The sequence below is a fragment of the Pseudomonas sp. G1002 genome (genome assembly GCF_013385455.1).
Lineage (GTDB): Bacteria > Pseudomonadota > Gammaproteobacteria > Pseudomonadales > Pseudomonadaceae > Aquipseudomonas.
Map to the genome: position 1 here is coordinate 346,400 of NZ_JACAPY010000016.1, position 20,855 is coordinate 367,254.

A 20,855-nucleotide genomic window follows, 5' to 3' on the forward strand; every position below is an offset into this window, starting at 1 on the left:
CATAGGGACGCAAGCCGCCATGCAAGTGAAACACCTGCTGCTGATCGCCATCCTCGCCATGACTGCTGCTTGCTCGTCAACAAAGGAAGTCGTCGACGAAAACCTGAGCGAGGTCGAGCTGTACCAACAAGCTCAGACCGACCTGAACAACCACAGCTACACCAGCGCCACGGCAAAACTGAAGGCACTGGAGTCGCGGTATCCGTTCGGGCGCTACGCCGACCAGGCCCAGCTCGAGCTGATCTACGCCAACTACAAGAACGCCGAGCCGGAAGCTGCCAAGTCCGCCGCCGAGCGTTTTATCCGCCTGCACCCGCAGCATCCGAACGTGGACTACGCCTACTACCTCAAGGGCCTGACCTCGTTTGACCAGGACGTTGGCCTGCTGGCGCGCTTCCTGCCGCTGGACATGACCAAGCGTGACCCGGGCGCTGCCCGCGACTCCTACAACGAGTTCGCCCAGTTGACCAGCCGCTACCCCAACAGCCGCTACGCGCCGGACGCCAAGCAGCGCATGATCTACCTGCGCAACCTGCTGGCTTCCTACGAGATCCACGTAGCCGACTACTACCTGACCCGCCAGGCGTATGTTGCTGCCGCCAACCGTGGCCGTTACGTAGTGGAAAACTTCCAGGAAACCCCATCGGTGGGTGACGGCCTGGCCGTGATGACCGAGGCTTACCAGCGCCTGCACCTGGACGCCCTGGCGGCCACCAGCCTGGAAACCCTGAAGCTCAACTACCCGGACCACCCAAGCCTGAAGGACGGCCAGTTCGTACCGCAGGTTGCCGAAGCCGACAACCGCTCGTGGTTGAGCAAGTACACGCTGGGCCTGATCGAGTCCCGTCCACCGCTGCCGCCGGGCGAAACCCGCGCCAACCAGGACATCATCAAGCAGTACCAGGACGCCAAGGATTCGATTCCATCGGACCTCAAGCCGCGTGACGAGAACGGCGACATCATCGAAGAGCAAGGGCCTCAAGCCCTGGGCAATAACGAAGATCGCTCGTGGTTCAGCTACATGACTTTCGGTATCTTTGACTGATTGTTCGCCGCGATGCAAAAAGGGAGCTCTTCGGAGCTCCCTTTTTTATTGCGCTGCATAATTGCGCTGTGCGCCCATCACGTCCTTGGCTAAACTGCGGGATTCCTTGTCGAGAAGCTGCCCACCATGGTTCGTCTACTGTTCTGGATCGCCGTTATTGCTGCCGCGGTATGGTTTTGGCGCAAATTCAAAAGTCCGGCCGCCAAACAGCAGCGGCCCAGCGAACAGGGCCCGATCCAGATGGTTCGTTGCGCCCACTGTGGCCTTCACCTGCCACAGGATCGAGCCTTGAGCCTGCGCCAGGAATGGTATTGCACCCAGGCGCATCTGGAGCAAGGGCCGAAATCTATCCAGCGTTGATTCGGCCTGCCGGCGCATACGGGGCCGGATCAATGATCGGCTCATGTCCCAGCAACAAATCGGCAAACAACTGGCAGGACGCCGGCGCCAGCACCAGGCCGTTGCGGTAATGCCCGCAGTTGAGCCACAGCCCGTCGAAACCTGGCACCTTGCCAATATACGGAATGCCCTCCGGCGAGCCGGGCCGCAAACCGGCCCAATGCCCCACCACTTCGGCATCGGCCAGGGCCGGAATCAACTCGACGGCAGAGGCTTTCAGGCTTTCCAGTGCAGAGTCGGTGGGCGTCTTGTCGAACCCCTCGTGCTCCAGCGTGCTACCAATCAGAATGTGCCCATCCCGCCGGGGAATCGCATAACGCCCCTTGGCCAGGACCATGCACGACAAGAAGTCCGACGCACACTTGTACAAGATCATCTGCCCCTTGACCGGCTCCACGGGCAACTCAAGCCCCAGGCGGCCCAGCAACTCACCGCTCCAGGCGCCGGCGGCCAGCACTACCTGATCGCCATGGATCGGCCCGAGCGCCGTATTCACCCCAACAACCTTGCCGCCCTGCTGAATAAACCCATCAACCGCACACTGCTCGTGAATCGTCACGCCCGGCAGGGCCAACAAGGCCGCCTTGAGGGATTTGACCAACCGCGGATTACGCACATTGGCCACATCCGCCATATAGATCGCTTGGGAAAACCCGGCACCCAGCACCGGCACAGCGTCATGGGCAGCTGAAACATCCACCTTGCTCAGCGGGCGCCCTTCGCGGGCTGCCCAAGCAAGCGCCTCGGTTTCATCATCCAGGTCCAGCCAATACAGGCCGGTGGTGTGAACTTCCGGGTCAATGCCAGTGGCCGCGAACAGACGCTCTGCCAGTTGCGGGTAAAAATCCTGGGACCAGTGCGCCAGGGCCGTCACGGCCGGGCTGTAGCGCCACGGGTAGAGCGGGGAGACAATGCCGCCGCCGGCCCAGGAAGACTCCTGACCGACCGCCGAACGATCCAGCAACACAACCGCTTGCCCTTGGGTCGCCAGGTTGAACGCCGTCAACAACCCGATTACCCCACCACCCACAACCACTACTTGCTGTTGCTTAGCCATTGTTCGATCCAGCCGATAAAAAGAAAAAGGCACGCCCGGCGCCCAATCGTCCAGCTTCCTCATCATTGCCCCCAGCACGCCTTGCGCGTCATATCAGGCGCGGCTCCCGGATTGCTTCGCGCACCGGTACTGCTCAGGCTGAAGGCGGCACAGGGATCGCCCGCCATCACCGAGTCAATTGCCGGCGTGGCAAGCAGAACGAAATCCTGAGGGTTCAATGCAGGGGTGATTCTATAGCGATCATTGCCGGCGATGACGCCAGTCGCATCAATAAAAGTGCCGTTCCTCGCGTAATAGCGCTCAAGGTACTGTGCCTGCTCACTCAGCAACCCGGCAATTTCCGCGCGATAGACCTTTTTCATATGGCTGAGATACCCGGGATAGGCGACGCCCGCCAGGAGTCCGACGATCGCCACGGCGATCAGTAATTCTATCAGGGTGAAGCCTGTGCAATCCTTGCCCATCGTGCTGCTCACCTATTGAAGTTGTCGCCACATGATTCGTCGAAAACGCTCGCCGGGCCCACTGCCCACACGGGCATACACAGACTCCAGGACGGAGCGTGAGTGCCCACTGACGCCCACTGATGTCACGCGATAGACCGTGGCCTGGGCCTCTGCCGGGAGCTGAGCCAAACCCGTTCCCGGCCCCAGGTTTTGAATACCGTAGACGCCATCTTTCATCCCTATCCAGGTCACAGTCGATACGGGATTCGTCCCCGGCCCCACTACCGAAACCGATTCGGCAGGTGGCGCGCACGCAGCCGTCGAGTGGCAAGGGCGCAGGGCGAAACCTGACGCCTGCACCAAAGACTCGCCAAGCCTGAGGCCGCTTTCGGCCTGCTGAAACGACTGGTTGCGCTGCCGAAGGCTGCCGGTAATTTTTTCTTGCGAGATTGCTCCCTGCATCGAAGACAATCCGAGGAGTGCCAACAGCAGCAGGAATACCAGGCTGATCAGCAAAACCATGCCTGCCTGCCTCGAACGGGAGAGGTAATAACCCATGGGCACGCTACTCCAGGCGATTACGTAGTGCCGCGACCACGCTGTAGGCCTGGTCTTTCACCAACCCATTTGGATCCTGAAGTGTCAGCAGAATCCGCACGCTGCGGATGAGCGACTCATCGCCGGGGTTGGGGTCATATCGGCTGACAACCGTTGAGCCAGGCTTGTCGGCCACGCCGAAACTGATATCGAATGCCCCCACGTTATCCACCAGCACCGCTTTGCTCGGGGCCGCCAGCGTGCTGAACTTCAGCTGCCCGCCCTCAAAGGTGTAGGTCAGCTTGCGCAGTGGGAAGTGGATTTGCCCGGGCGTCGCTGCCGGCGGGCTTCCAACATAGGCGTGGGCAGAGCCGGTGCAATCGGAAAGCACCGTCCAGTCCGGCTTGCTGCCACCCTCCCCGACGTCGGCGGTCACCAGCGTCAGGGACCGGGAACTGCCGGTGGTACTCCATCCAATGGGACGATCAAAACCTGCGGGAGCGTTGCTGATTGATGCAGCGGACAAGCAGCCAAACATGCCCGCCTGGCGTATTTCCTGAATCAGCTTGCCAAGGGCGAACCGTGCATCATCCTGCAACAGCGAAGCCGCACTCTGGCTGGCATAAGTGGTTCGGGAGCTGAGTGCAATCTGGGTCACCCCCAGGATCAACATCAGGCCGAGGGCCAATGCCAGCAGCATCTCCACCAGGCTGAAACCGCATACTGGACCTCTCATGGCAACACCCTCGGGTCGACTGCAACCCGGCTGGTCAGGGTGAACGTTTCCCGGGTGCCTTGAGCCTTCGCTCCACGGGAGTCGTCCCAACTGATGCTGATGGTCACCTCTCGCTGATTGACCGCAACCGACCCCTTGGCGCTTTCCCCGGCGAACCCGACGATATTCGCTTCAAAGTCGTGCAGGTCCAGATCACGCACACTCGCGACCGAGGTGCTGGAGGGCGCGCGTTCACCCTGGCCCCAGGAGTAATCAGCACCCGAATTGGCGCGGATCCGGTCGAGCATGTCGTAGGCAATGAAACTGGCCTGACTGGTCATCCTGGAACTGTCGGTGTATTTCAATGCATTGAGCTGAATGACTGCCGCCCCTAGCAGGCCGACAGCGAGGATCAGCACAGATACTAGGACCTCGATCAGGGTCATTCCGGCCTGGGTCGGTTGCGGGTGGGGCGTTACGGAAAAAGCGTTCATTACCATCGCCATCCATGTCGAAGGTCATCAGAAAGCAGCGCAAACCTGCTGTGCGACGCAAGACTAGCGCCGGTATTGCCTGGGCGCTGCCCCCCGGAACAAAGCGAAATACTTTGGACAGAATGGCCACCATTCGACCCGCCGGACTGGGCGCTATAACTATGTCTGCCATCCGGCACCGACTGAAAAAGCACACCGCGTCCACGGAGGGACGGCCCATGAAACAACGAGGTTTCTCGCTGATTGAACTGATACTCGGCCTGTTCCTGAGCGGCATCCTGGCCAATCTGGCAGTGCCGAGCCTCAAGGGGCTGCTCGAGTCGCAACGACGCCAGAGCGCCGCCGAATCCCTTGCCGGCGGACTGCGTTATGCCCGCACAGAAGCCATCGCACGCAATCGCACGGTGGTTATCCATGCATTGGACGATGACTGGAGCCGGGGTTGGAGGGTGATACTGGACCTGAACGGTCGCGGCCATCTGGACGACAAAAACCCGGTGCTGCTGGAGCGCCAGGACAGTGGGCAGATACCGATTGTGGGGAATACGCCGGTGAGAACCCAGATACGCTTCAGCAGCCTGGGCGAACCGCTGCTGTCAGCAGGGGCATTCAGCGCCGGCACCGTCCACGTGTGTGCGACGGACCAGCAACTGAGCCTGTATCAAATAGTGCTGGCCGCCAGCGGGCGTATCAGCCTGCGCAGTAACAAGACCGAGCAGGCTTTGTGCCGGGGCTATGCCGGTACTCCGGGCCTCAGAGCAGCGAACGAACCCGCAGCTCCTTGGGCATGGAGAAAGTGATGTTCTCTTCACGGCCAGCCAGTTCATCAGCGCCCGTGGCGCCCCAGGCCTGCAGTTGCTGAATAACGCCACGCACCAGGACTTCCGGGGCCGAGGCTCCGGCAGTGATGCCGATGCGTTCGACACCGTCGAACCAGCTGCGCTGCATGTCTTCGGCACCATCGATCAGGTAGGCCGGGGTGGCCATGCGCTCGGCCAGTTCGCGCAGGCGGTTGGAGTTGGAGCTGTTGGGGCTCCCCACTACCAGCACAACATCGCATTCGTCGGCCAATTGCTTGACCGCATCCTGGCGGTTCTGGGTGGCGTAGCAGATGTCATCCTTGCGTGGACCGCCGATGGCCGGGAAGCGCGAGCGCAAGGCATCGATGACGCGGCTGGTGTCGTCCATGGACAAGGTGGTCTGGGTAACGAAAGCCAGCTTTTCAGGGTTGTGCACCTGCAATGCAGCGACGTCTTTTTCGTCTTCCACCAGGTAGATCGCCCCACCATTGCTGCCATCGTACTGGCCCATGGTGCCTTCGACTTCCGGGTGACCGGCGTGGCCGATCAGGATGCATTCACGACCATCACGGCTGTAGCGCGCGACCTCGATGTGCACCTTGGTCACCAGCGGGCAGGTGGCGTCGAACACTTTCAGGCCACGGCCTGCTGCTTCGGTGCGTACCGCCTGGGAAACGCCGTGAGCGCTGAAGATGACGATAACGTCGTCCGGCACCTGGTCCAGTTCTTCAACGAAGATGGCCCCGCGGCTGCGCAGGTCTTCGACCACAAACTTGTTGTGGACGACTTCATGGCGCACGTAAATCGGCGGCCCGAAAACTTCCAGGGCGCGGTTGACGATTTCAATCGCCCGGTCCACGCCGGCGCAGAAGCCACGGGGGTTGGCGAGTTTGATTTGCATGCTGTGCCTCGTGTCTTGCCCTGTAGGATCGAGCTTGTGTGGCGAGGGCGCTTGCTCCCGCTGGGCTGCGAAGCAGCCCCAACAAGCTCGCCCCTGCAGTAGGCCGATTTCGTTAGTTACAGCGCTTTAACGTCGATGATTTCGACATCAAAGGTCAAGGTTTTCCCGGCCAACGGGTGGTTGAAATCGATGGTCACTTGCGCGTCATCAAAGGCCTTCACCACACCCGGCAGTTCAGTATTCGCCGCATCGTTGAAGATCACCAGCAAGCCTTCCGACAGCTCCATGTCCTGGAACTGCGAACGCGGGATGATCTGCACGTTTTGCGGGTTGGGCTGGCCAAAGGCGTTTTCCGGCAGGATCTGCAGGTTGCGCTTGTCGCCGGCCTTGAAACCGAACAGTGCCGCTTCAAAACCCGGCAGCAGGTTGCCGTCGCCGACCTTGAAGGTCGCCGGGGCCTTGTCGAACGTGCTGTCGACCGTGTCGCCATTCTCCAGGCGCAATGCGAAATGCAAGGTGACTTCCGTGTTCTGGCCAATGCGTTGCTCAGCCAATACCTGTTCAGTCATGAACGGTCTCTCCGGTTTTCTTGCTTTTGAACATATCCAACGCCAGCATGATTGCACCGACGGTGATGGCGCTGTCGGCAAAGTTGAACGCCGGGAAGTACCAGCGGTTCTGCCAATGCACCAGAATAAAGTCGATCACATGGCCCAGGGCAATGCGGTCGTAGAGGTTGCCCAATGCGCCACCCAGCACCAGCGCCAACGCAACGGCCAGCCAGGTGTCGTTACGCCCCAGGCGCTTGAGCCAGACTACCAGCACGGCACTGACCACCACGGCGATCAGGGCAAACAGCCAGCGCTGCCAGCCGGAGCTGTCAGCCAGGAAGCTGAACGCAGCGCCGGTGTTGTAGGCCAGGGTCCAGCTGAAGTAGTCGGGAATCACCACGATCTGCTGGTACATCTCCAGGGCGCCTTCGAAGTGAGCCTTGCTGAGCTGGTCAATGACCAGCACCAGCACGCTCAACACGAGCAAGCCCAGGCGTCCAAAACGACTGGCTTCAGGCATAGTGACGAACCTCGCCAGCGCCAGAGATGTTGTCGACGCAACGACCGCAGATTTCCGGATGCTCGGGGTTCACGCCGACATCTTCACGGCAGTGCCAGCAACGGGCGCACTTGGCGAAGGAGGACTTGACCACCTTGAGCTTGAGACCCGGGACTTCGGTCGCAACGGCATCTGCAGGCGCCTGGGCAAACGGCGCCAGGCTGGCGGTCGAGGTGATCAGGACGAAGCGCAGTTCGTTGCTCAGCTTGGCCAGGTCAGCGGTCAGGCCTTCCTCGGCAAACAGCGTGACCTCGGCCTGCAGGTTGCCGCCAACGGCCTTCGCCGCGCGCTGCACTTCCAGTTCCTTGTTCACGGCAACCTTGACGGCCATTACGCCTTCCCAGTACTCGCGGCCCAGCTCGAAGTCGGCCGGCAATTCGGTCAGGCCTTCGTACCAGGTGTTGAGCATCACGGACTCGTTCCGCTCGCCCGGCAGGTATTCCCACAGTTCGTCGGCGGTGAATGCCAGGATCGGGGCGATCCAGCGCACCAGCGCTTCAGAGATGTGGTACAGCGCGGTCTGCGCCGAACGGCGGGCCTTGCTGTTGGCGCCGGTGGTGTACTGGCGGTCCTTGATGATGTCGAGGTAGAAACCACCCAGCTCCTGCACGCAGAAGTTGTGGATCTTCGAGTAGACGTTCCAGAAGCGGTATTCGCCGTAGTGCTCTTGCAGCTCGCGCTGCAGCAACAGGGTACGGTCCACGGCCCAACGATCCAGGGCGAGCATTTCCTCGGCCGGCAGGATGTCGGTGGCCGGGTTGAAACCGGTCAGGTTCGACAGCATGAAGCGTGCGGTATTACGGATCCGGCGGTAGGCATCGGCGCTGCGCTGCAGGATCTGCTCGGAAACGGCCATCTCGCCCGAATAATCGGTAGAGGCAACCCACAGGCGCATGATGTCGGCGCCCAGGGTGTCGTTGACCTTTTGCGGCGCGATCACGTTGCCCAGGGACTTGGACATCTTGCGACCGTTCTCGTCGACGGTGAAACCGTGGGTCAGCAGCTCGCGGTACGGGGCATGATCGTCGATCGCGCAACCGGTCAGCAACGAGGAGTGGAACCAGCCACGGTGTTGGTCCGAACCTTCCAGGTACAGGTCGGCACGCGGGCCGGTCTCATGGCCCATCGGGTGCGAGCCGCGCAGTACGTGCCAGTGGGTGGTACCCGAGTCGAACCAGACGTCGAGGGTGTCGCTGATCTTGTCGTACAGCGGCGCTTCGTCGCCCAGCAGCTCGGCGGCGTCCAGCTTGAACCAGGCTTCGATGCCCTCTTGTTCAACGCGCTGGGCAACCTCTTCCATCAGCTCGACGGTACGTGGGTGCAACTCGCCGCTTTCCTTGTTCAGGAAGAACGGAATCGGCACGCCCCAGTTGCGCTGGCGGGAGATGCACCAGTCCGGACGGTTGGCGATCATCGAGTGCAGGCGCGCCTGGCCCCAGGCCGGAACGAACTTGGTGTCTTCGATCGCCTTGATCGCACGCTTGCGCAGGGTTTCGCCGCGGGTAGGCTCCTTGTCCATGCCGATAAACCACTGCGCAGTGGCGCGGTAGATCAGCGGGGTCTTGTGACGCCAGCAATGCATGTAGCTGTGGGTGATGGTTTCGGTGTGCAGCAGCGCACCGACTTCCGCCAGCTTGTCGACGATCGCCGGGTTGGCCTTGAAGATGAACTGGCCACCGAAGAATTCCAGGGACGGCACGTACACGCCGTTGCTTTGCACGGGATTGATGATGTCGTCGTTGACCAGGCCGTACTGCTTGCAGATCACGAAGTCGTCAACGCCATAGGCAGGCGAGCAGTGAACCACGCCGGTGCCGGCGCCCAGTTCAACGTACTCGGCCAGGTAGATTGGCGACAGGCGGTCGTAGAACGGGTGACGGAAGTTGATCAGTTCCAGCGCGGACCCGGTAGTGGTCGCGATCACCGAGCCTTGCAGGTTGTAGCGGGCCAGGCACGCCTCCACCAGCTCTTCAGCCAGCACCAGCAGCTTGTCACCGACGTCCACCAGGGCGTAGGTGAATTCCGGGTGCACGTTCAGCGCCTGGTTGGCCGGGATGGTCCACGGGGTGGTGGTCCAGATCACGATGGAGGCTGGCTTGGCCAGGCTCGCCAGACCGAAGGCTTGCGCCAGTTTGGCTTCGTCGGCGATCGGGAAGGCCACGTCGATGGTCGAGGACTTCTTGTCTTCGTACTCGACTTCGGCTTCAGCCAGGGCCGAGCCGCAATCGAAGCACCAGTTCACGGGCTTGAGGCCCTTGAACACGAAACCGCCCTTGACGATTTCGGCCAAGGCACGGATTTCACCGGCCTCGTTCTTGAAGTTCATGGTCTTGTACGGGTTGGCCCAGTCGCCCAACACCCCCAGGCGGATGAATTCGGACTTCTGCCCTTCGATCTGCTCGGTGGCGTAGGCACGGCACAGTTCGCGGGTTTTATCCGCGCCCAGGTTCTTGCCGTAGGTCACTTCGACCTTGTGTTCGATCGGCAGGCCGTGGCAGTCCCAGCCCGGGACATAAGGCGCGTCGAAACCCGAAAGGGTTTTCGAGCGGATGATCATGTCCTTGAGAATCTTGTTCAGCGCATGACCGATGTGAATCGTGCCGTTGGCATAAGGAGGGCCGTCGTGCAGGACGAATTTCGGACGATCCTTGCCAATCTCGCGCAACTTTCCGTACAGGCCAATACTGTCCCAGCGCTGCAGGATCTGCGGTTCGCGCTGTGGCAGGCCGGCCTTCATTGGGAAGGCGGTGTCCGGAAGGTTTAGCGTGGCTTTATAGTCGGTCATTTAAGGCTCTTCATTAGCGATGGGCGCTAGGTGCGGCTAGTGCACGGGCGGCGGCGACATCCGCATTGATCGCCGTTTTCAACGCCTCCAGGGAGGCGAAACGCTGCTCTTCACGCAGCTTTTGGTGGAAAGCCACCGTCAAACGCCGGTCATACAAATCACCGGCAAAATCCAAAAGGTGAACTTCCAGGTGGGCTTTGCCATCACCTGCAACCGTGGGCCTGACGCCTATGTTGGCGACTCCGGGCCACGATTGGCCGTCGATGTCGACACTCACCAGGTAAACCCCGGTCAGTGGCACACGACGGCGCTTGAGCTGCACGTTGGCGGTTGGCGTGCCCAGTTGGCGCGCCAGCTTCTGGCCGTGCAGCACCCGCCCGGCAATCCGGAACGGGCGACCGAGCAAACGCTCGGCCAAGGCGAAGTCGGCAGCGGCCAGGGCGTTACGCACCTGGGTACTGCTCACGCGCAGGCCGTCCAGTTCGACGGTTTGCGCGGCTTCGACGGTAAAACCCTGGGTGACGCCGGCCTGCTGCAGGAAATCGAAATCCCCTACCCGGTCGCAACCGAAACGGAAGTCGTCGCCGACCTCCAGATGCTGCACGCCAAGGCCGTCCACCAGGATACGGTCGACGAACTCGGCGGCGCTGAGGCTGCGCAAGCGCTGGTTGAAAGCCAGGCAGAGGACGCGGTCCACACCTTCTTCAGCCAGCAGTTGCAGCTTGTCCCGCAGGCGGGCCAGACGCGCCGGCGCCGTCTGCGGGGTAAAGAATTCGCGCGGCTGTGGTTCAAAAATCACCACGCAGCTGGGCACGCCCAACTCAACCGCACGCTCACGCAGGCGGGCCAGGATAGCCTGGTGGCCACGGTGAACACCGTCAAAGTTGCCAATAGTGGCGACGCAGCCCCGATGCTGGGGGCGCAGGTTGTGGAGACCTCGAACCAGCTGCATAACGCGCTTCTTGCTCATAAAGTGGTCGATTATAACCACACCCGGCCCCGGACGACAGGCAACAGCGCAGGCCATTTGCGCGAATCGATAAAACAACCGTCTTATCGACGAAAAGTCTCTAGCTCAGCGACTTGCGATTGAAATCCCGCAAGCGGAAGCCCATCAGCAGCAACATGCCGAAGTACACCAGCACACCAGCCGCCACCAACGCTCCCAGGCGCATGAAGCGCTCGAGCATATGGCCCTGCTCCCAGGCCGGCATGAAGTGCATCAGGCCCAGCAGTACCGCGGCCATCGTCCCCACCGCCACCACCAACTTGAGCGCAAACAAGCCCCAGCCCGCCTGAGGCTGGAACATTTTCTGTTTACGCAGCTGATAAAACAGCAGCCCGGCGTTGATGCAGGCCCCCACACTGATCGCCAGCGCCAGCCCGGCATGCTTCAGCGGACCGATGAACGCCAGGTTGAGCAGTTGGGTAACCACCAGGGTGAAGATCGCGATCTTTACCGGGGTACGGATGTTTTGTTGAGCATAAAAGCCGGGGGCCAGCACCTTGATCACGATAATGCCCAGCAGCCCAACGGAATAGGCGATCAGCGCACGCTGGGTCATCGAGGCGTCAAACGCAGTGAACTGGCCGTACTGGAACAGTGCGACGGTCAGCGGCTCGGCGAGCAACCCCAGGGCCACGGCACACGGCAGCACCAGCACGAAGCACAGGCGCAGGCCCCAGTCGAGAATCCGCGAATATTCGTGGCGGTCTTTGCTGGCATAGGTACGCGACAGCGTTGGCAGCAGGATGGTGCCGAGTGCCACGCCGAGCACGCCGGACGGCAATTCCATCAGACGGTCGGCGTAGTACATCCACGACACCGAACCCGAGACCAGCAGCGAGGCGAAGGCGGTGTTGATGATCAGGGAAATCTGGCTGACGGAAACCCCGAGGATGGCCGGCAGCATGTTGCGCATCACCCGCCAGACGCCGGTGTCCTTGAGATTCAAACGCGGCAGCACGAGCATGCCGATTTTCTTCAGGTGCGGCAGCTGGTACAGCAGTTGTGCCAGGCCACCAGCCAGGACCGCCCAGCCGAGGGCCATCACAGGCGGATCGAAATACGGTGTCAGGAACAGCGCAAAAATAATCATGCTGACGTTAAGCAGGGTCGGCACGAAGGCCGGCACCGAGAAACGGTTCCAGGTATTGAGGATCGCCCCGGCCAGGGACGACAGGGAAATCAGCAATATATAAGGAAAGGTCACCCGCAACAGATCAGTGGTCAGGGCGAATTTTTCCGGTGTATTGGCAAAACCGGGGGCCGTGGCCCAGATCACCCAGGGCGCGGCGAGCATCCCGGCGATCGTCACCAGCGTCAGCACCAACGTCAGCAAACCCGAAACATAGGCAATGAAGGTGCGGGTCGCCTCCTCGCCTTGCTGGGCCTTGTACTCCGCCAGAATCGGCACGAATGCCTGGGAAAAAGCCCCCTCGGCGAAGATCCGCCGCAGCAGGTTGGGCAGTTTAAAGGCAATAAAGAAGGCATCCGTGGCCATGCTGGCGCCAAAAATACGCGCCAGCAGCGTGTCACGCACAAACCCCAGAACCCGGGAAATCATAGTGATAGAGCTGACAGCGGCCAACGATTTGAGCAGATTCATTGAAAGAGTTTTTGCCTATAGATAAAGAGCAGGCGAACAAACGGCCCACATATGCGATACTCCGCGCCTGCAACAAGCACAGAGCCAAAGCTCGCGAGTTTACAGGTCAAGCGCCGGAAATAAATCACCCGCCTCTTAAGATCGACCACTCAGCAGTTCGCATCACACGCCCTTGACAAGACTTCAACTCATCGGCATGATTCGCGGCCTATTTTGTTTGCTATTTCCTAAAAAGTCTTTCGAGGAGCTCGACGGTGGCCAACACACCTTCCGCCAAAAAACGTGCAAAACAGGCTGAGAAGCGTCGCAGCCACAACGCCAGCCTGCGTTCCATGGTTCGTACCTACATCAAGAATGTAGTTAAAGCCATTGACGCAAAAGACGCTGAAAAAGCTCAAGCTGCTTACGTTCTGGCCGTGCCAGTTATCGACCGTATGGCCGATAAAGGCATCATCCACAAGAACAAAGCTGCTCGCCATAAAGGTCGTCTGAATGGCCACATCAAGGCTCTGAACCTTGCTGCTGCAGCCTAAGCGATAAGCTTGTTAAAAAACCGACCCCAGGGTCGGTTTTTTATTGCCTGCGATTTGGGAAAGCCAAAAAAAGAGCCGGCATGCCGGCTCTACTTCAGATTTATTGCGCTGTGGGCCACGGCAGGATCGGAATCGCCGTCACCGCATTCTGCGGGCTGCCTTCGATCAAGCGGTCGCTGTAGACCAGATACACCAGGGTATTGCGCTTCTTGTCGAGGAAACGCACCACCTGCATGGTCTTGAAGACCAGGGACGTGCGCTCCTTGAACACCTCATCCCCATCCTTCAGCTCGCCCTTGAAGCGAATTGCACCTACCTGGCGACAGGCAATCGACGCCTCGGCGCGATCCTCCGCCAGACCCAACCCACCCTTTACCCCACCCGTCTTGGCGCGAGACAGGTAGCAGGTCACGCCATCCACCTTCGGGTCATCAAAGGCCTCGACCACGATCCGGTCATTGGGGCCGACAAACTTGAACACTGTCGACACCTGGCCAATCTCTTCGGCCGACGCCAGCAACGGCATCGCCAGCAGCAAACCGAGCAATCCCTTCATTACGCGCATCGAGACTTCCTTTTTACTTAAACCAGAATCAGGTTATCCCGGTGAACCAGCTCCGGCTCAGCCATGTAACCCAACAGACCGACAATCGCCTCAGACGACTGCCCGATGATTTTCTGCGCCTCAAGGGCGCTGTAGTTGGCAAGGCCACGGGCAATCTCACGACCGTCCGGCGCCACGCACACCACCATTTCGCCACGGCGGAAGCTGCCCTGGACCAGTTTTACACCCACCGGCAGCAAGCTTTTGTTGCCTTGGGACAACGCTGAAACCGCACCAGCATCCAACACCAGGGTACCGCGCGTCTGAAGATGCCCCGCCAGCCACTGCTTGCGCGCCGCCAGCATGCCACGCTCAGGCGACAGCAGCGTACCGATGCGCTCGCCCGCCTTGAGACGATCCAGCACCCGCTCAATCCGACCGCCAACGATGATGGTATGCGCGCCGGAACGCGCCGCCAGCCGTGCCGCACGCAGCTTGGTCTGCATGCCGCCACGCCCCAGGGCACCGCCGACACTGCCAGCCACCGCATCCAGCGCCGGATCATCGGCACGCGCTTCGTAAATCAGCTGGGCCTCAGGGTTATTGCGCGGGTCAGCGTCGAACATGCCGTCGCGATCCGTGAGGATCACCAGCAAATCAGCCTCAACCAGGTTGGCCACCAGCGCTGCCAGGGTGTCGTTGTCACCGAAGCGAATCTCGTCGGTCACCACGGTGTCATTCTCGTTGATCACCGGGATCACCTTGAGTTCAACCAGGGCACGCAGGGTGCTGCGGGCGTTCAGGTAGCGCTTGCGGTCGGACAAGTCGTCATGGGTCAGCAGAATCTGCGCCGTGTGGCGCCCGTGCTCGGCAAAGCTGGACTCCCAGGCCTGCACCAGGCCCATCTGACCAATGGCAGCAGCGGCTTGCAGCTCGTGCATCGCGCTGGGTCGCGCGGTCCAGCCAAGGCGGCTCATGCCGGCGGCAACCGCCCCGGACGACACCAACACCAACTCGACGCCGGCCTCATGCAAGGCCACCATCTGGTCCACCCAGACACTCATGGCCGCACGATCCAGCCCCTTGCCATCCGCCGTCAGCAGCGCGCTACCGATCTTAACGACCCAACGCTGCGCACCTGTCACCTTGCTCCGCATCATCTTCAACCTTAGATAGAGGGCCGCGCGACCCAGCGCCGCCCATAACGTTATTCGTGACTACCGATTTCCAGATACCAAAACGCCGCTCGATTGAGCGGCGCTTAAGTTTACTGCAACGAATCAGTCGCGCACGTAAATGATTTCCGGACCATCTTCATCATCCACGTCTTCCTCGTCCCAATCATCGTCACCGATATCATGGACCGACTTGACGCCACTGCGACGCAGGGCACGCTGATCATCCAGCGCCTGCAACTGGGCACGAGCCTCGTCTTCGATGCGCTGATCCAGTTCAGCCAGCTCGGCCTTGTAGACAGGGTCGGCGGCCAGGCGATCGGCACGGTCTTCGAGGTAACGCATGATGTCGCGAGTCAGGCGCTCAGTGCCTTCTTTGGCAATGGCCGAGATCACGTAGACCGGACCGGTCCATTCCAGGCGATCAACGATCTCCTTGACGCGCTCTTCGTGCTCTTCCTCGAGGATCTGGTCGCACTTGTTCAGCACCAACCAGCGATCACGCTCAGCCAGGGACGGGCTGAACTTGGTCAGCTCGCTGACGATCACTTCAGCAGCGTCCGGTGCACTGGTGTCATCCAGCGGCGCCATGTCGACGAGGTGCAGCAGCAAACGGGTGCGGGACAAGTGCTTGAGGAAACGGATCCCCAGGCCTGCGCCGTCGGAAGCGCCTTCGATCAGGCCCGGAATGTCCGCAACCACGAAGCTTTTCCAGCGGTCGACGCTGACCACACCCAGGTTCGGCACCAGGGTAGTGAACGGGTAATCGGCGACTTTCGGCTTGGCAGCAGACACCGAGCGAATGAACGTACTTTTGCCGGCATTCGGCAGACCCAGCAGGCCCACGTCAGCCAGCACCTTCATTTCCAGCTTCAGGTCACGCTGCTCGCCTGGCTTGCCCGGCGTGGTCTGGCGTGGCGCACGGTTGGTACTGGACTTGAAACGGGTGTTACCCAGACCGTGCCAGCCGCCATGAGCCACCAGCAGGCGCTGACCGGCTTTGGTCAGGTCACCAATGACTTCCTGGGTTGCGGAGTCGATCACGGTGGTACCAACCGGAACCCGCAACACCAACTCTTCGCCTTTTTTACCGGTGCAGTCAGTGCTGCCGCCGTTGGAGCCACGCTCGGCATCAAAGTGCCGGGTGTAACGGTAGTCCACCAGGGTGTTGAGGTTTTCGTCGGCGATCATGTAGACCGAGCCGCCATCACCACCATCACCACCGTTAGGACCACCGTTTTCGATGAATTTTTCCCGACGGAAACTCATGCAACCGTTACCGCCGTCGCCAGCTTTTACTCGGATCGAAACTTCATCAACGAACTTCATAACAAAACGCCTCTCGTCGCACGGACGAGCTTAAGAAACCAAGACATAAGACTCTTGCAAAAATGAGCGCAGCGACCTCAAGCAACGACCGCAAATCCACTGCTTTCGCCCATCACAAACAGCTTTGCAAGAGACTCACCCCACAAACGAAAAAGCCCCGTCGCGAGACAGGGCTTTTCCAGCAACTACGTAATTATGCCGCGACGACTTCAGTCTTCGGGACAATGCTCACGTAACGGCGGTTGAAAGCGCCTTTTACTTCAAACTTGATCACGCCGTCGATTTTAGCGAACAGAGTGTGATCTTTACCCATGCCAACACCGTAACCGGCGTGGAATTGGGTGCCGCGCTGACGCACGATGATGTTGCCCGGAATGATAACCTGGCCGCCATACATCTTCACGCCAAGGCGTTTGGCTTCTGAGTCGCGACCGTTACGGGTACTACCACCAGCTTTTTTGTGTGCCATGAGTCAATTCTCCTAGTGAGGAATTAGGCTGAAATTAAGCCTGAATACCGGTGATTTTGATCTCGGTGTACCACTGGCGGTGGCCCATACGCTTCATGTGGTGCTTACGACGACGGAACTTGATGATGCGGACTTTATCGTGACGACCTTGGGAGATCACTTCAGCCACAACGGTAGCGCCTGCAACAACTGGAGCGCCGATGTTCACGTCATCGCCATTGGCGACCAACAGAACGCGATCAAAAGTAACGGATTCGCCAGTAGCGATTTCCAGCTTCTCGATCTTCAGGTATTCACCTGGGGCGACCTTGTATTGCTTGCCACCAGTAACAATTACTGCGTACGACATGGTATTTCTCCGATAATCCTGCTCACCCAGCGCTTTATAAGAAGAGGTATTGGCTGGCATGGCTGCATGGGATGGACGTCCCGAATGCAATTGCGTAAGGCAGGTGCTGCCCAGGAAGTTCAGGGTGCGCGATTGTACGCAAGCTATGGAGGTGTTGCAAGTAGCCGTCTATCGCGCCTTGACACTACGGGACGCGGGTCCTAGCATGCCGCGCAACCCTTCTGGAGCGACTGTCGCTGATGCAACCCCAAGCTTTCTACCGCGCGGTGGCGGACGATTTTAGCGCCGTCGACGGCATCATCAAGAAGCAGCTGACTTCTAAAGTGCCGCTGGTCTCCAAAATTGGCGACTACATTACGTCGGCCGGCGGTAAACGCCTGCGTCCTTTATTAGTGTTGCTGTGTGGCAAGGCCCTGGGCCGCGAAGGCGATGACCTGCGCCTGCTGGCCGCGACCATCGAGTTCCTGCACACCGCCACCCTGCTGCACGATGACGTGGTCGACATGTCCGGCATGCGCCGTGGTCGCGAGACGGCCAACGCGATGTGGGGCAATGCGCCGAGCGTGCTGGTGGGCGACTTCCTGTACTCGCGCTCGTTCGAAATGATGGTCGAGCTGGGCTCGATGCCGGTGATGAAGATTCTTTCACAGGCCACGCGCATCATCGCCGAAGGCGAAGTGTTGCAGCTGTCGAAGGTTCGCGACGCCAGCACCACCGAAGAAACCTACATGGAAGTGATTCGCGGCAAAACCGCGATGCTCTTCGAAGCCTCGACCCATAGCGCCGCCGCCCTGTGCGAAGCAACGCCCGAGCAGAGCGAAGCCCTGCGCACGTTCGGCGATCACCTGGGCGTGGCCTTCCAGCTCGTGGACGACCTGCTGGACTATCGCGGCGACGCCGAAACCCTGGGCAAGAACGTCGGTGACGACCTGGCCGAGGGCAAGCCGACCTTGCCACTGATCTACACCATGCGCGAAGGCACGCCGGAACAGGCCGCCCTGGTGCGCAAGGCGATCCAGAAAGGCGGGATCGAAGACCTGGAAAGCATCCGCGAAGCCGTGGAAGCCTCGGGTTCCCTCGAATACACCGCGCAACTGGCCCGTGACTACGTGGCTCGCGCGATCCAATGCCTGGAAGCCCTTCCAGCCAGCGAATACCGGGACGCCCTGGTTGAGCTGAGTGAGTTCGCGGTCGCCCGTACTCACTGATTCTGCTCTGCTCCATGTAGGAGCTGGCTTGCCTGCGATTGCATCACCGCGGTGTAACAGACAAACCGAGGTGCCTGCATCGCAGGCAAGCCAGCTCCCACAGCGTTCTCTGGCGTTGCTGCCCCCTGCCCGGCTAAAACCCTATACAATGTGCGCTTTTTAGCCATCCTGAAACCAAGGAGCTTTAGTGAGCACGTTGCCACCCTGCCCGAAATGCAATTCCGAATACACCTACGAAGATGGCGCCCAGCTGATTTGCCCGGAATGCGCCCATGAGTGGGCCGTCGGCGGCGAAGCCGAGGCGGCCAGCGATGAATCCGTGAAGAAAGACTCTGTGGGCAACGTCCTGCAGGACGGCGACACCATCACCGTGATCAAGGACCTCAAGGTCAAGGGCACGTCCCTGGTGGTCAAGGTCGGCACCAAGGTCAAGAACATCCGCCTGTGCGATGGCGACCACGATATCGACTGCAAGATCGACGGTATCGGCCCGATGAAACTCAAGTCCGAGTTCGTCCGCAAGGTCTGAATATGCTGCCTCCATCCCGTGCCCTGCACGGGATGGCGCTTCACCCTCCCCGCGTCAGTTCCGCACTGGCGGCAAAAGGCCAGGCCTTTTGATCAAAAACAATATCCACACAGAAAAGTCCGGAAATGGCCAATAGGGACTTGCTATTCTACGAATAAGAATTATTCTCATTGAAACCCATCAAGGAGATACTTCCCATGACTTATTTGATCGATGCCTGGCTGGACCGTCCACACCCTTACCTGCGAATCCTCCATCGGGAAACCGGGGAAGTCTGCGCGGTGCTGGAAGAAGAGGCGTTAAGCGAACTGCAGGATCAGGGCGACCTGGACGTCAATGGCCTGAGTTCCAGTGAGCCCGGGGTGCTGAAGGAAGTGGTGAGAAATCTGTTTCTGTTCTGCTATGCCCGAGCGTTGCGCCCGGTGACGGATCTCAATGGCAAGTTTCATCCATGAGCAACCGCGCAAAACACTGCAGGAGCGAGCAGGCTCGCTCCTGCAGGTAAGGTCTTACAGAACGTCGAGCAGCTCGACGTCAAACACCAGAACGCTGTGTGGCGGGATGCTGCCAACGCCTTGAGCGCCGTAAGCCAGTTCGCTCGGCACGTACAGGCGCCATTTGCTGCCGGCATTCATCAGTTGCAGGGCTTCGGTCCAGCCGGCGATCACGCCGCCAACCGGGAATTCCGCAGGCTGGCCGCGCTCGTAGGAGCTGTCGAACACAGTGCCGTCGATCAGGGTGCCGTGGTAGTGAGTACGCACCTGGTCTTCACGGGTCGGCTTGGCGCCGCTACCTGCAGTCAGCACTTCAAATTGCAGGCCGGAAGCCAGGGTGGTGATGCCGTCACGCTTGGCGTTTTCAGCCAGGAAAGCCAGGCCTTCGCCAGCAGCAGCTTCAGCCTTTGCAGCGGCTTCGGCTTGCATGATTTCGCGGATGACCTTGAAGCTGGCGGCCATTTGCTCCTGGTCCACACGGCTAGGCTTGCCGGCAAAAGCGTCGGTCAGGCCAGCCAGGATCGCGTCCAGGCTCACGCCCGGTGGCGGGTTGTCGCGCAGCTGGTCGCCCAACTGACGGCCAATGCCGTAGCTCACGCGGGTTTCGTCGGTGGACAGATTAACTTCGGACATGGAAAGGCTCCGCTGTAGGACGACACAGGTGCCGTCCAAACTAAAAGGGCGAGCAGACTAGCACACAAGCCACGCCCTTGATGAGCCCCGCGCAGGAGAGCGCCAGGGGCTGATTAATGCTTGGTAACCTTGTCCAGGTAGCCCATGGCAAACGCCGACACCACGAAGGTCATGTGAATGATCACGTACCATTTCAGGTGCTCGGGATCGACGTTCCTGGCGTCCATGAAGACCCGCAGCAGATGGATCGACGAAATCGCCACGATGGACGCCGCGACCTTCATCTTCAGCGACGAGGAGTCCATGGTCCCCAGCCAGTTGAGCTTCTCCTTGCTTTCGTCGATGTCCAGCTGGGAGACGAAGTTCTCGTAGCCGCTGATCATCACCATCACCAGCAGGCCGCCCACCAGGGCCATGTCGATCAACGACAGCAGCACCAGGATCACGTCCGACTCGCTCATGGTGAACACGATGGGAATCACATGAAACACTTCCTGGAAGAACTTCAGGCCCAGCGCCAGCAGCCCCAGGGACAGCCCGAAATAGATCGGCGCCAACAGCCAGCGTGAGGCATACATTGCATTTTCGATAAAGCGTTCCATTGAATCTCACACAGCTTGGCTAAAAATGGCGGCGAGTATACCAGCCGCACCCAAACCCCAGAAACCGTCGAGAAAACTGATCTGTACGGCAT

25 protein-coding genes are annotated in these 20,855 nt (G+C 60.1%); 7 read left to right on the forward strand and 18 right to left on the reverse strand.

Annotated elements, in window-relative coordinates:
- The first annotated feature begins 19 nt into the window (after positions 1 to 19).
- Both HX801_RS07780 and HX801_RS07785 read left to right on the forward strand, forming a co-directional pair.
- On the forward strand, positions 20 to 1,045 hold the full coding sequence (locus HX801_RS07780) for an outer membrane protein assembly factor BamD (protein ID WP_102369923.1): 1,026 nt from the start codon (positions 20 to 22) through the stop codon (positions 1,043 to 1,045).
- 126 nt (positions 1,046 to 1,171) lie between these two features.
- Positions 1,172 to 1,405: a PP0621 family protein gene (locus tag HX801_RS07785; RefSeq protein ID WP_026078011.1), complete on the forward strand. Its 234-nt coding sequence runs from the start codon at positions 1,172 to 1,174 to the stop codon at positions 1,403 to 1,405.
- Here HX801_RS07785 and thiO read toward each other — a convergent pair.
- From thiO to pilV, 5 genes are all read right to left on the reverse strand, one after another.
- The gene (gene thiO / locus HX801_RS07790; RefSeq protein ID WP_003215894.1) at positions 1,392 to 2,501 is read right to left on the reverse strand and encodes a glycine oxidase ThiO; all 1,110 of its coding nucleotides are present in this window, start codon (positions 2,499 to 2,501) and stop codon (positions 1,392 to 1,394) included. The genes HX801_RS07785 and thiO overlap by 14 nt on opposite strands.
- Before the next feature lie 62 nt (positions 2,502 to 2,563).
- Entirely contained in the window at positions 2,564 to 2,965 is a 402-nt protein-coding gene (locus tag HX801_RS07795; protein ID WP_003215892.1) for a type IV pilin protein, read from the reverse strand.
- A 12-nt stretch (positions 2,966 to 2,977) separates the two neighbouring features.
- Positions 2,978 to 3,505, reverse strand: coding sequence for a PilX N-terminal domain-containing pilus assembly protein (locus tag HX801_RS07800; RefSeq protein ID WP_087695242.1), 528 nt, complete (start codon positions 3,503 to 3,505; stop codon positions 2,978 to 2,980).
- A gap of 7 nt (positions 3,506 to 3,512) precedes the next feature.
- Positions 3,513 to 4,220, reverse strand: a complete 708-nt coding sequence (locus HX801_RS07805) for a PilW family protein (RefSeq protein WP_177021855.1) — start codon at positions 4,218 to 4,220, stop codon at positions 3,513 to 3,515.
- Positions 4,217 to 4,693: a type IV pilus modification protein PilV gene (pilV, locus tag HX801_RS07810; protein ID WP_177021856.1), complete on the reverse strand. Its 477-nt coding sequence runs from the start codon at positions 4,691 to 4,693 to the stop codon at positions 4,217 to 4,219. The genes HX801_RS07805 and pilV overlap by 4 nt, the downstream gene beginning before the upstream one ends.
- Before the next feature lie 218 nt (positions 4,694 to 4,911).
- Here pilV and HX801_RS07815 point away from each other — a divergent pair, with 218 nt between their 5' ends.
- Entirely contained in the window at positions 4,912 to 5,493 is a 582-nt protein-coding gene (locus HX801_RS07815; RefSeq protein ID WP_003215883.1) for a GspH/FimT family pseudopilin, read from the forward strand.
- On the opposite strand, the gene ispH is transcribed toward HX801_RS07815, so the two are convergent.
- From ispH to murJ, 6 genes are all read right to left on the reverse strand, one after another.
- Complete coding sequence (gene ispH / locus HX801_RS07820; protein ID WP_003215881.1) at positions 5,447 to 6,394, reverse strand: 4-hydroxy-3-methylbut-2-enyl diphosphate reductase; 948 nt, start codon at positions 6,392 to 6,394, stop codon at positions 5,447 to 5,449. The genes HX801_RS07815 and ispH overlap by 47 nt on opposite strands.
- A 116-nt stretch (positions 6,395 to 6,510) precedes the next feature.
- A complete protein-coding gene (gene fkpB, locus HX801_RS07825; RefSeq protein WP_003215879.1) occupies positions 6,511 to 6,948 on the reverse strand; it encodes an FKBP-type peptidyl-prolyl cis-trans isomerase in 438 nt (145 codons plus the stop codon).
- Between the two features lie 7 nt (positions 6,949 to 6,955).
- Entirely contained in the window at positions 6,956 to 7,465 is a 510-nt protein-coding gene (gene lspA, locus HX801_RS07830) for a signal peptidase II (protein WP_003215877.1), read from the reverse strand.
- Positions 7,458 to 10,289: an isoleucine--tRNA ligase gene (gene ileS, locus HX801_RS07835; protein WP_087695246.1), complete on the reverse strand. Its 2,832-nt coding sequence runs from the start codon at positions 10,287 to 10,289 to the stop codon at positions 7,458 to 7,460. Before ileS ends, lspA begins: the two co-directional genes overlap by 8 nt.
- A gap of 13 nt (positions 10,290 to 10,302) precedes the next feature.
- On the reverse strand, positions 10,303 to 11,241 hold the full coding sequence (gene ribF, locus HX801_RS07840; protein ID WP_003215874.1) for a bifunctional riboflavin kinase/FAD synthetase: 939 nt from the start codon (positions 11,239 to 11,241) through the stop codon (positions 10,303 to 10,305).
- Between the two features lie 118 nt (positions 11,242 to 11,359).
- Positions 11,360 to 12,898 carry a murein biosynthesis integral membrane protein MurJ gene (murJ, locus tag HX801_RS07845; protein WP_003215872.1) on the reverse strand — a complete coding sequence of 513 codons (1,539 nt, stop codon included), beginning with the start codon at positions 12,896 to 12,898 and terminating at the stop codon, positions 11,360 to 11,362.
- A 254-nt stretch (positions 12,899 to 13,152) separates the two neighbouring features.
- Here murJ and rpsT point away from each other — a divergent pair, with 254 nt between their 5' ends.
- Entirely contained in the window at positions 13,153 to 13,431 is a 279-nt protein-coding gene (gene rpsT / locus HX801_RS07850; protein ID WP_003215870.1) for a 30S ribosomal protein S20, read from the forward strand.
- Between the two features lie 100 nt (positions 13,432 to 13,531).
- Here rpsT and HX801_RS07855 read toward each other — a convergent pair whose 3' ends face one another.
- From HX801_RS07855 to rplU, 5 genes are all read right to left on the reverse strand, one after another.
- Positions 13,532 to 13,996, reverse strand: a complete 465-nt coding sequence (locus HX801_RS07855; RefSeq protein WP_008432835.1) for a CreA family protein — start codon at positions 13,994 to 13,996, stop codon at positions 13,532 to 13,534.
- Between the two features lie 17 nt (positions 13,997 to 14,013).
- Positions 14,014 to 15,132 carry a glutamate 5-kinase gene (gene proB / locus HX801_RS07860; protein ID WP_003215866.1) on the reverse strand — a complete coding sequence of 373 codons (1,119 nt, stop codon included), beginning with the start codon at positions 15,130 to 15,132 and terminating at the stop codon, positions 14,014 to 14,016.
- A gap of 123 nt (positions 15,133 to 15,255) precedes the next feature.
- Positions 15,256 to 16,479, reverse strand: a complete 1,224-nt coding sequence (gene cgtA / locus HX801_RS07865) for an Obg family GTPase CgtA (protein WP_003215864.1) — start codon at positions 16,477 to 16,479, stop codon at positions 15,256 to 15,258.
- Between the two features lie 193 nt (positions 16,480 to 16,672).
- Entirely contained in the window at positions 16,673 to 16,948 is a 276-nt protein-coding gene (gene rpmA, locus HX801_RS07870; protein WP_003215862.1) for a 50S ribosomal protein L27, read from the reverse strand.
- 34 nt (positions 16,949 to 16,982) lie between these two features.
- Entirely contained in the window at positions 16,983 to 17,297 is a 315-nt protein-coding gene (gene rplU, locus HX801_RS07875; RefSeq protein WP_003176051.1) for a 50S ribosomal protein L21, read from the reverse strand.
- A 239-nt stretch (positions 17,298 to 17,536) separates the two neighbouring features.
- Between rplU and HX801_RS07880 the strand changes: the two genes are divergently transcribed.
- From HX801_RS07880 to HX801_RS07890, 3 genes are all read left to right on the forward strand, one after another.
- Entirely contained in the window at positions 17,537 to 18,505 is a 969-nt protein-coding gene (locus HX801_RS07880) for a polyprenyl synthetase family protein (RefSeq protein ID WP_003215860.1), read from the forward strand.
- Positions 18,506 to 18,692: 187 nt separating this feature from the next.
- On the forward strand, positions 18,693 to 19,034 hold the full coding sequence (locus tag HX801_RS07885) for a zinc ribbon domain-containing protein YjdM (protein WP_003215858.1): 342 nt from the start codon (positions 18,693 to 18,695) through the stop codon (positions 19,032 to 19,034).
- 197 nt (positions 19,035 to 19,231) lie between these two features.
- Positions 19,232 to 19,489 carry a hypothetical protein gene (locus tag HX801_RS07890; RefSeq protein ID WP_003215856.1) on the forward strand — a complete coding sequence of 86 codons (258 nt, stop codon included), beginning with the start codon at positions 19,232 to 19,234 and terminating at the stop codon, positions 19,487 to 19,489.
- 54 nt (positions 19,490 to 19,543) lie between these two features.
- Here the strand turns inward: HX801_RS07890 and HX801_RS07895 are convergent, their stop codons facing one another.
- Together HX801_RS07895 and HX801_RS07900 are read right to left on the reverse strand one after the other, a co-directional pair.
- Positions 19,544 to 20,161 carry an FKBP-type peptidyl-prolyl cis-trans isomerase gene (locus HX801_RS07895; RefSeq protein ID WP_003215854.1) on the reverse strand — a complete coding sequence of 206 codons (618 nt, stop codon included), beginning with the start codon at positions 20,159 to 20,161 and terminating at the stop codon, positions 19,544 to 19,546.
- 113 nt (positions 20,162 to 20,274) lie between these two features.
- A complete protein-coding gene (locus HX801_RS07900) occupies positions 20,275 to 20,763 on the reverse strand; it encodes a TIGR00645 family protein (protein WP_177021857.1) in 489 nt (162 codons plus the stop codon).
- Positions 20,764 to 20,855: the final 92 nt, after the last annotated feature.

Bases quoted from the DNA above. Each gene is read 5' to 3' on its own strand.
- HX801_RS07780 (WP_102369923.1), top strand. From the start codon at position 20: ATGCAAGTGAAACACCTGCTGCTGATCGCCATCCTCGCCATGACTGCT.
- HX801_RS07785 (WP_026078011.1), top strand. From the start codon at position 1,172: ATGGTTCGTCTACTGTTCTGGATCGCCGTTATTGCTGCCGCGGTATGG.
- thiO (WP_003215894.1), bottom strand. From the start codon at position 2,501: ATGGCTAAGCAACAGCAAGTAGTGGTTGTGGGTGGTGGGGTAATCGGG.
- HX801_RS07795 (WP_003215892.1), bottom strand. From the start codon at position 2,965: ATGGGCAAGGATTGCACAGGCTTCACCCTGATAGAATTACTGATCGCC.
- HX801_RS07800 (WP_087695242.1), bottom strand. From the start codon at position 3,505: ATGGGTTATTACCTCTCCCGTTCGAGGCAGGCAGGCATGGTTTTGCTG.
- HX801_RS07805 (WP_177021855.1), bottom strand. From the start codon at position 4,220: ATGAGAGGTCCAGTATGCGGTTTCAGCCTGGTGGAGATGCTGCTGGCA.
- pilV (WP_177021856.1), bottom strand. From the start codon at position 4,693: ATGAACGCTTTTTCCGTAACGCCCCACCCGCAACCGACCCAGGCCGGA.
- HX801_RS07815 (WP_003215883.1), top strand. From the start codon at position 4,912: ATGAAACAACGAGGTTTCTCGCTGATTGAACTGATACTCGGCCTGTTC.
- ispH (WP_003215881.1), bottom strand. From the start codon at position 6,394: ATGCAAATCAAACTCGCCAACCCCCGTGGCTTCTGCGCCGGCGTGGAC.
- lspA (WP_003215877.1), bottom strand. From the start codon at position 7,465: ATGCCTGAAGCCAGTCGTTTTGGACGCCTGGGCTTGCTCGTGTTGAGC.
- ileS (WP_087695246.1), bottom strand. From the start codon at position 10,289: ATGACCGACTATAAAGCCACGCTAAACCTTCCGGACACCGCCTTCCCA.
- ribF (WP_003215874.1), bottom strand. From the start codon at position 11,241: ATGCAGCTGGTTCGAGGTCTCCACAACCTGCGCCCCCAGCATCGGGGC.
- murJ (WP_003215872.1), bottom strand. From the start codon at position 12,898: ATGAATCTGCTCAAATCGTTGGCCGCTGTCAGCTCTATCACTATGATT.
- HX801_RS07855 (WP_008432835.1), bottom strand. From the start codon at position 13,996: ATGCGCGTAATGAAGGGATTGCTCGGTTTGCTGCTGGCGATGCCGTTG.
- proB (WP_003215866.1), bottom strand. From the start codon at position 15,132: ATGCGGAGCAAGGTGACAGGTGCGCAGCGTTGGGTCGTTAAGATCGGT.
- cgtA (WP_003215864.1), bottom strand. From the start codon at position 16,479: ATGAAGTTCGTTGATGAAGTTTCGATCCGAGTAAAAGCTGGCGACGGC.
- rpmA (WP_003215862.1), bottom strand. From the start codon at position 16,948: ATGGCACACAAAAAAGCTGGTGGTAGTACCCGTAACGGTCGCGACTCA.
- rplU (WP_003176051.1), bottom strand. From the start codon at position 17,297: ATGTCGTACGCAGTAATTGTTACTGGTGGCAAGCAATACAAGGTCGCC.
- HX801_RS07880 (WP_003215860.1), top strand. From the start codon at position 17,537: ATGCAACCCCAAGCTTTCTACCGCGCGGTGGCGGACGATTTTAGCGCC.
- HX801_RS07890 (WP_003215856.1), top strand. From the start codon at position 19,232: ATGACTTATTTGATCGATGCCTGGCTGGACCGTCCACACCCTTACCTG.
- HX801_RS07895 (WP_003215854.1), bottom strand. From the start codon at position 20,161: ATGTCCGAAGTTAATCTGTCCACCGACGAAACCCGCGTGAGCTACGGC.
- HX801_RS07900 (WP_177021857.1), bottom strand. From the start codon at position 20,763: ATGGAACGCTTTATCGAAAATGCAATGTATGCCTCACGCTGGCTGTTG.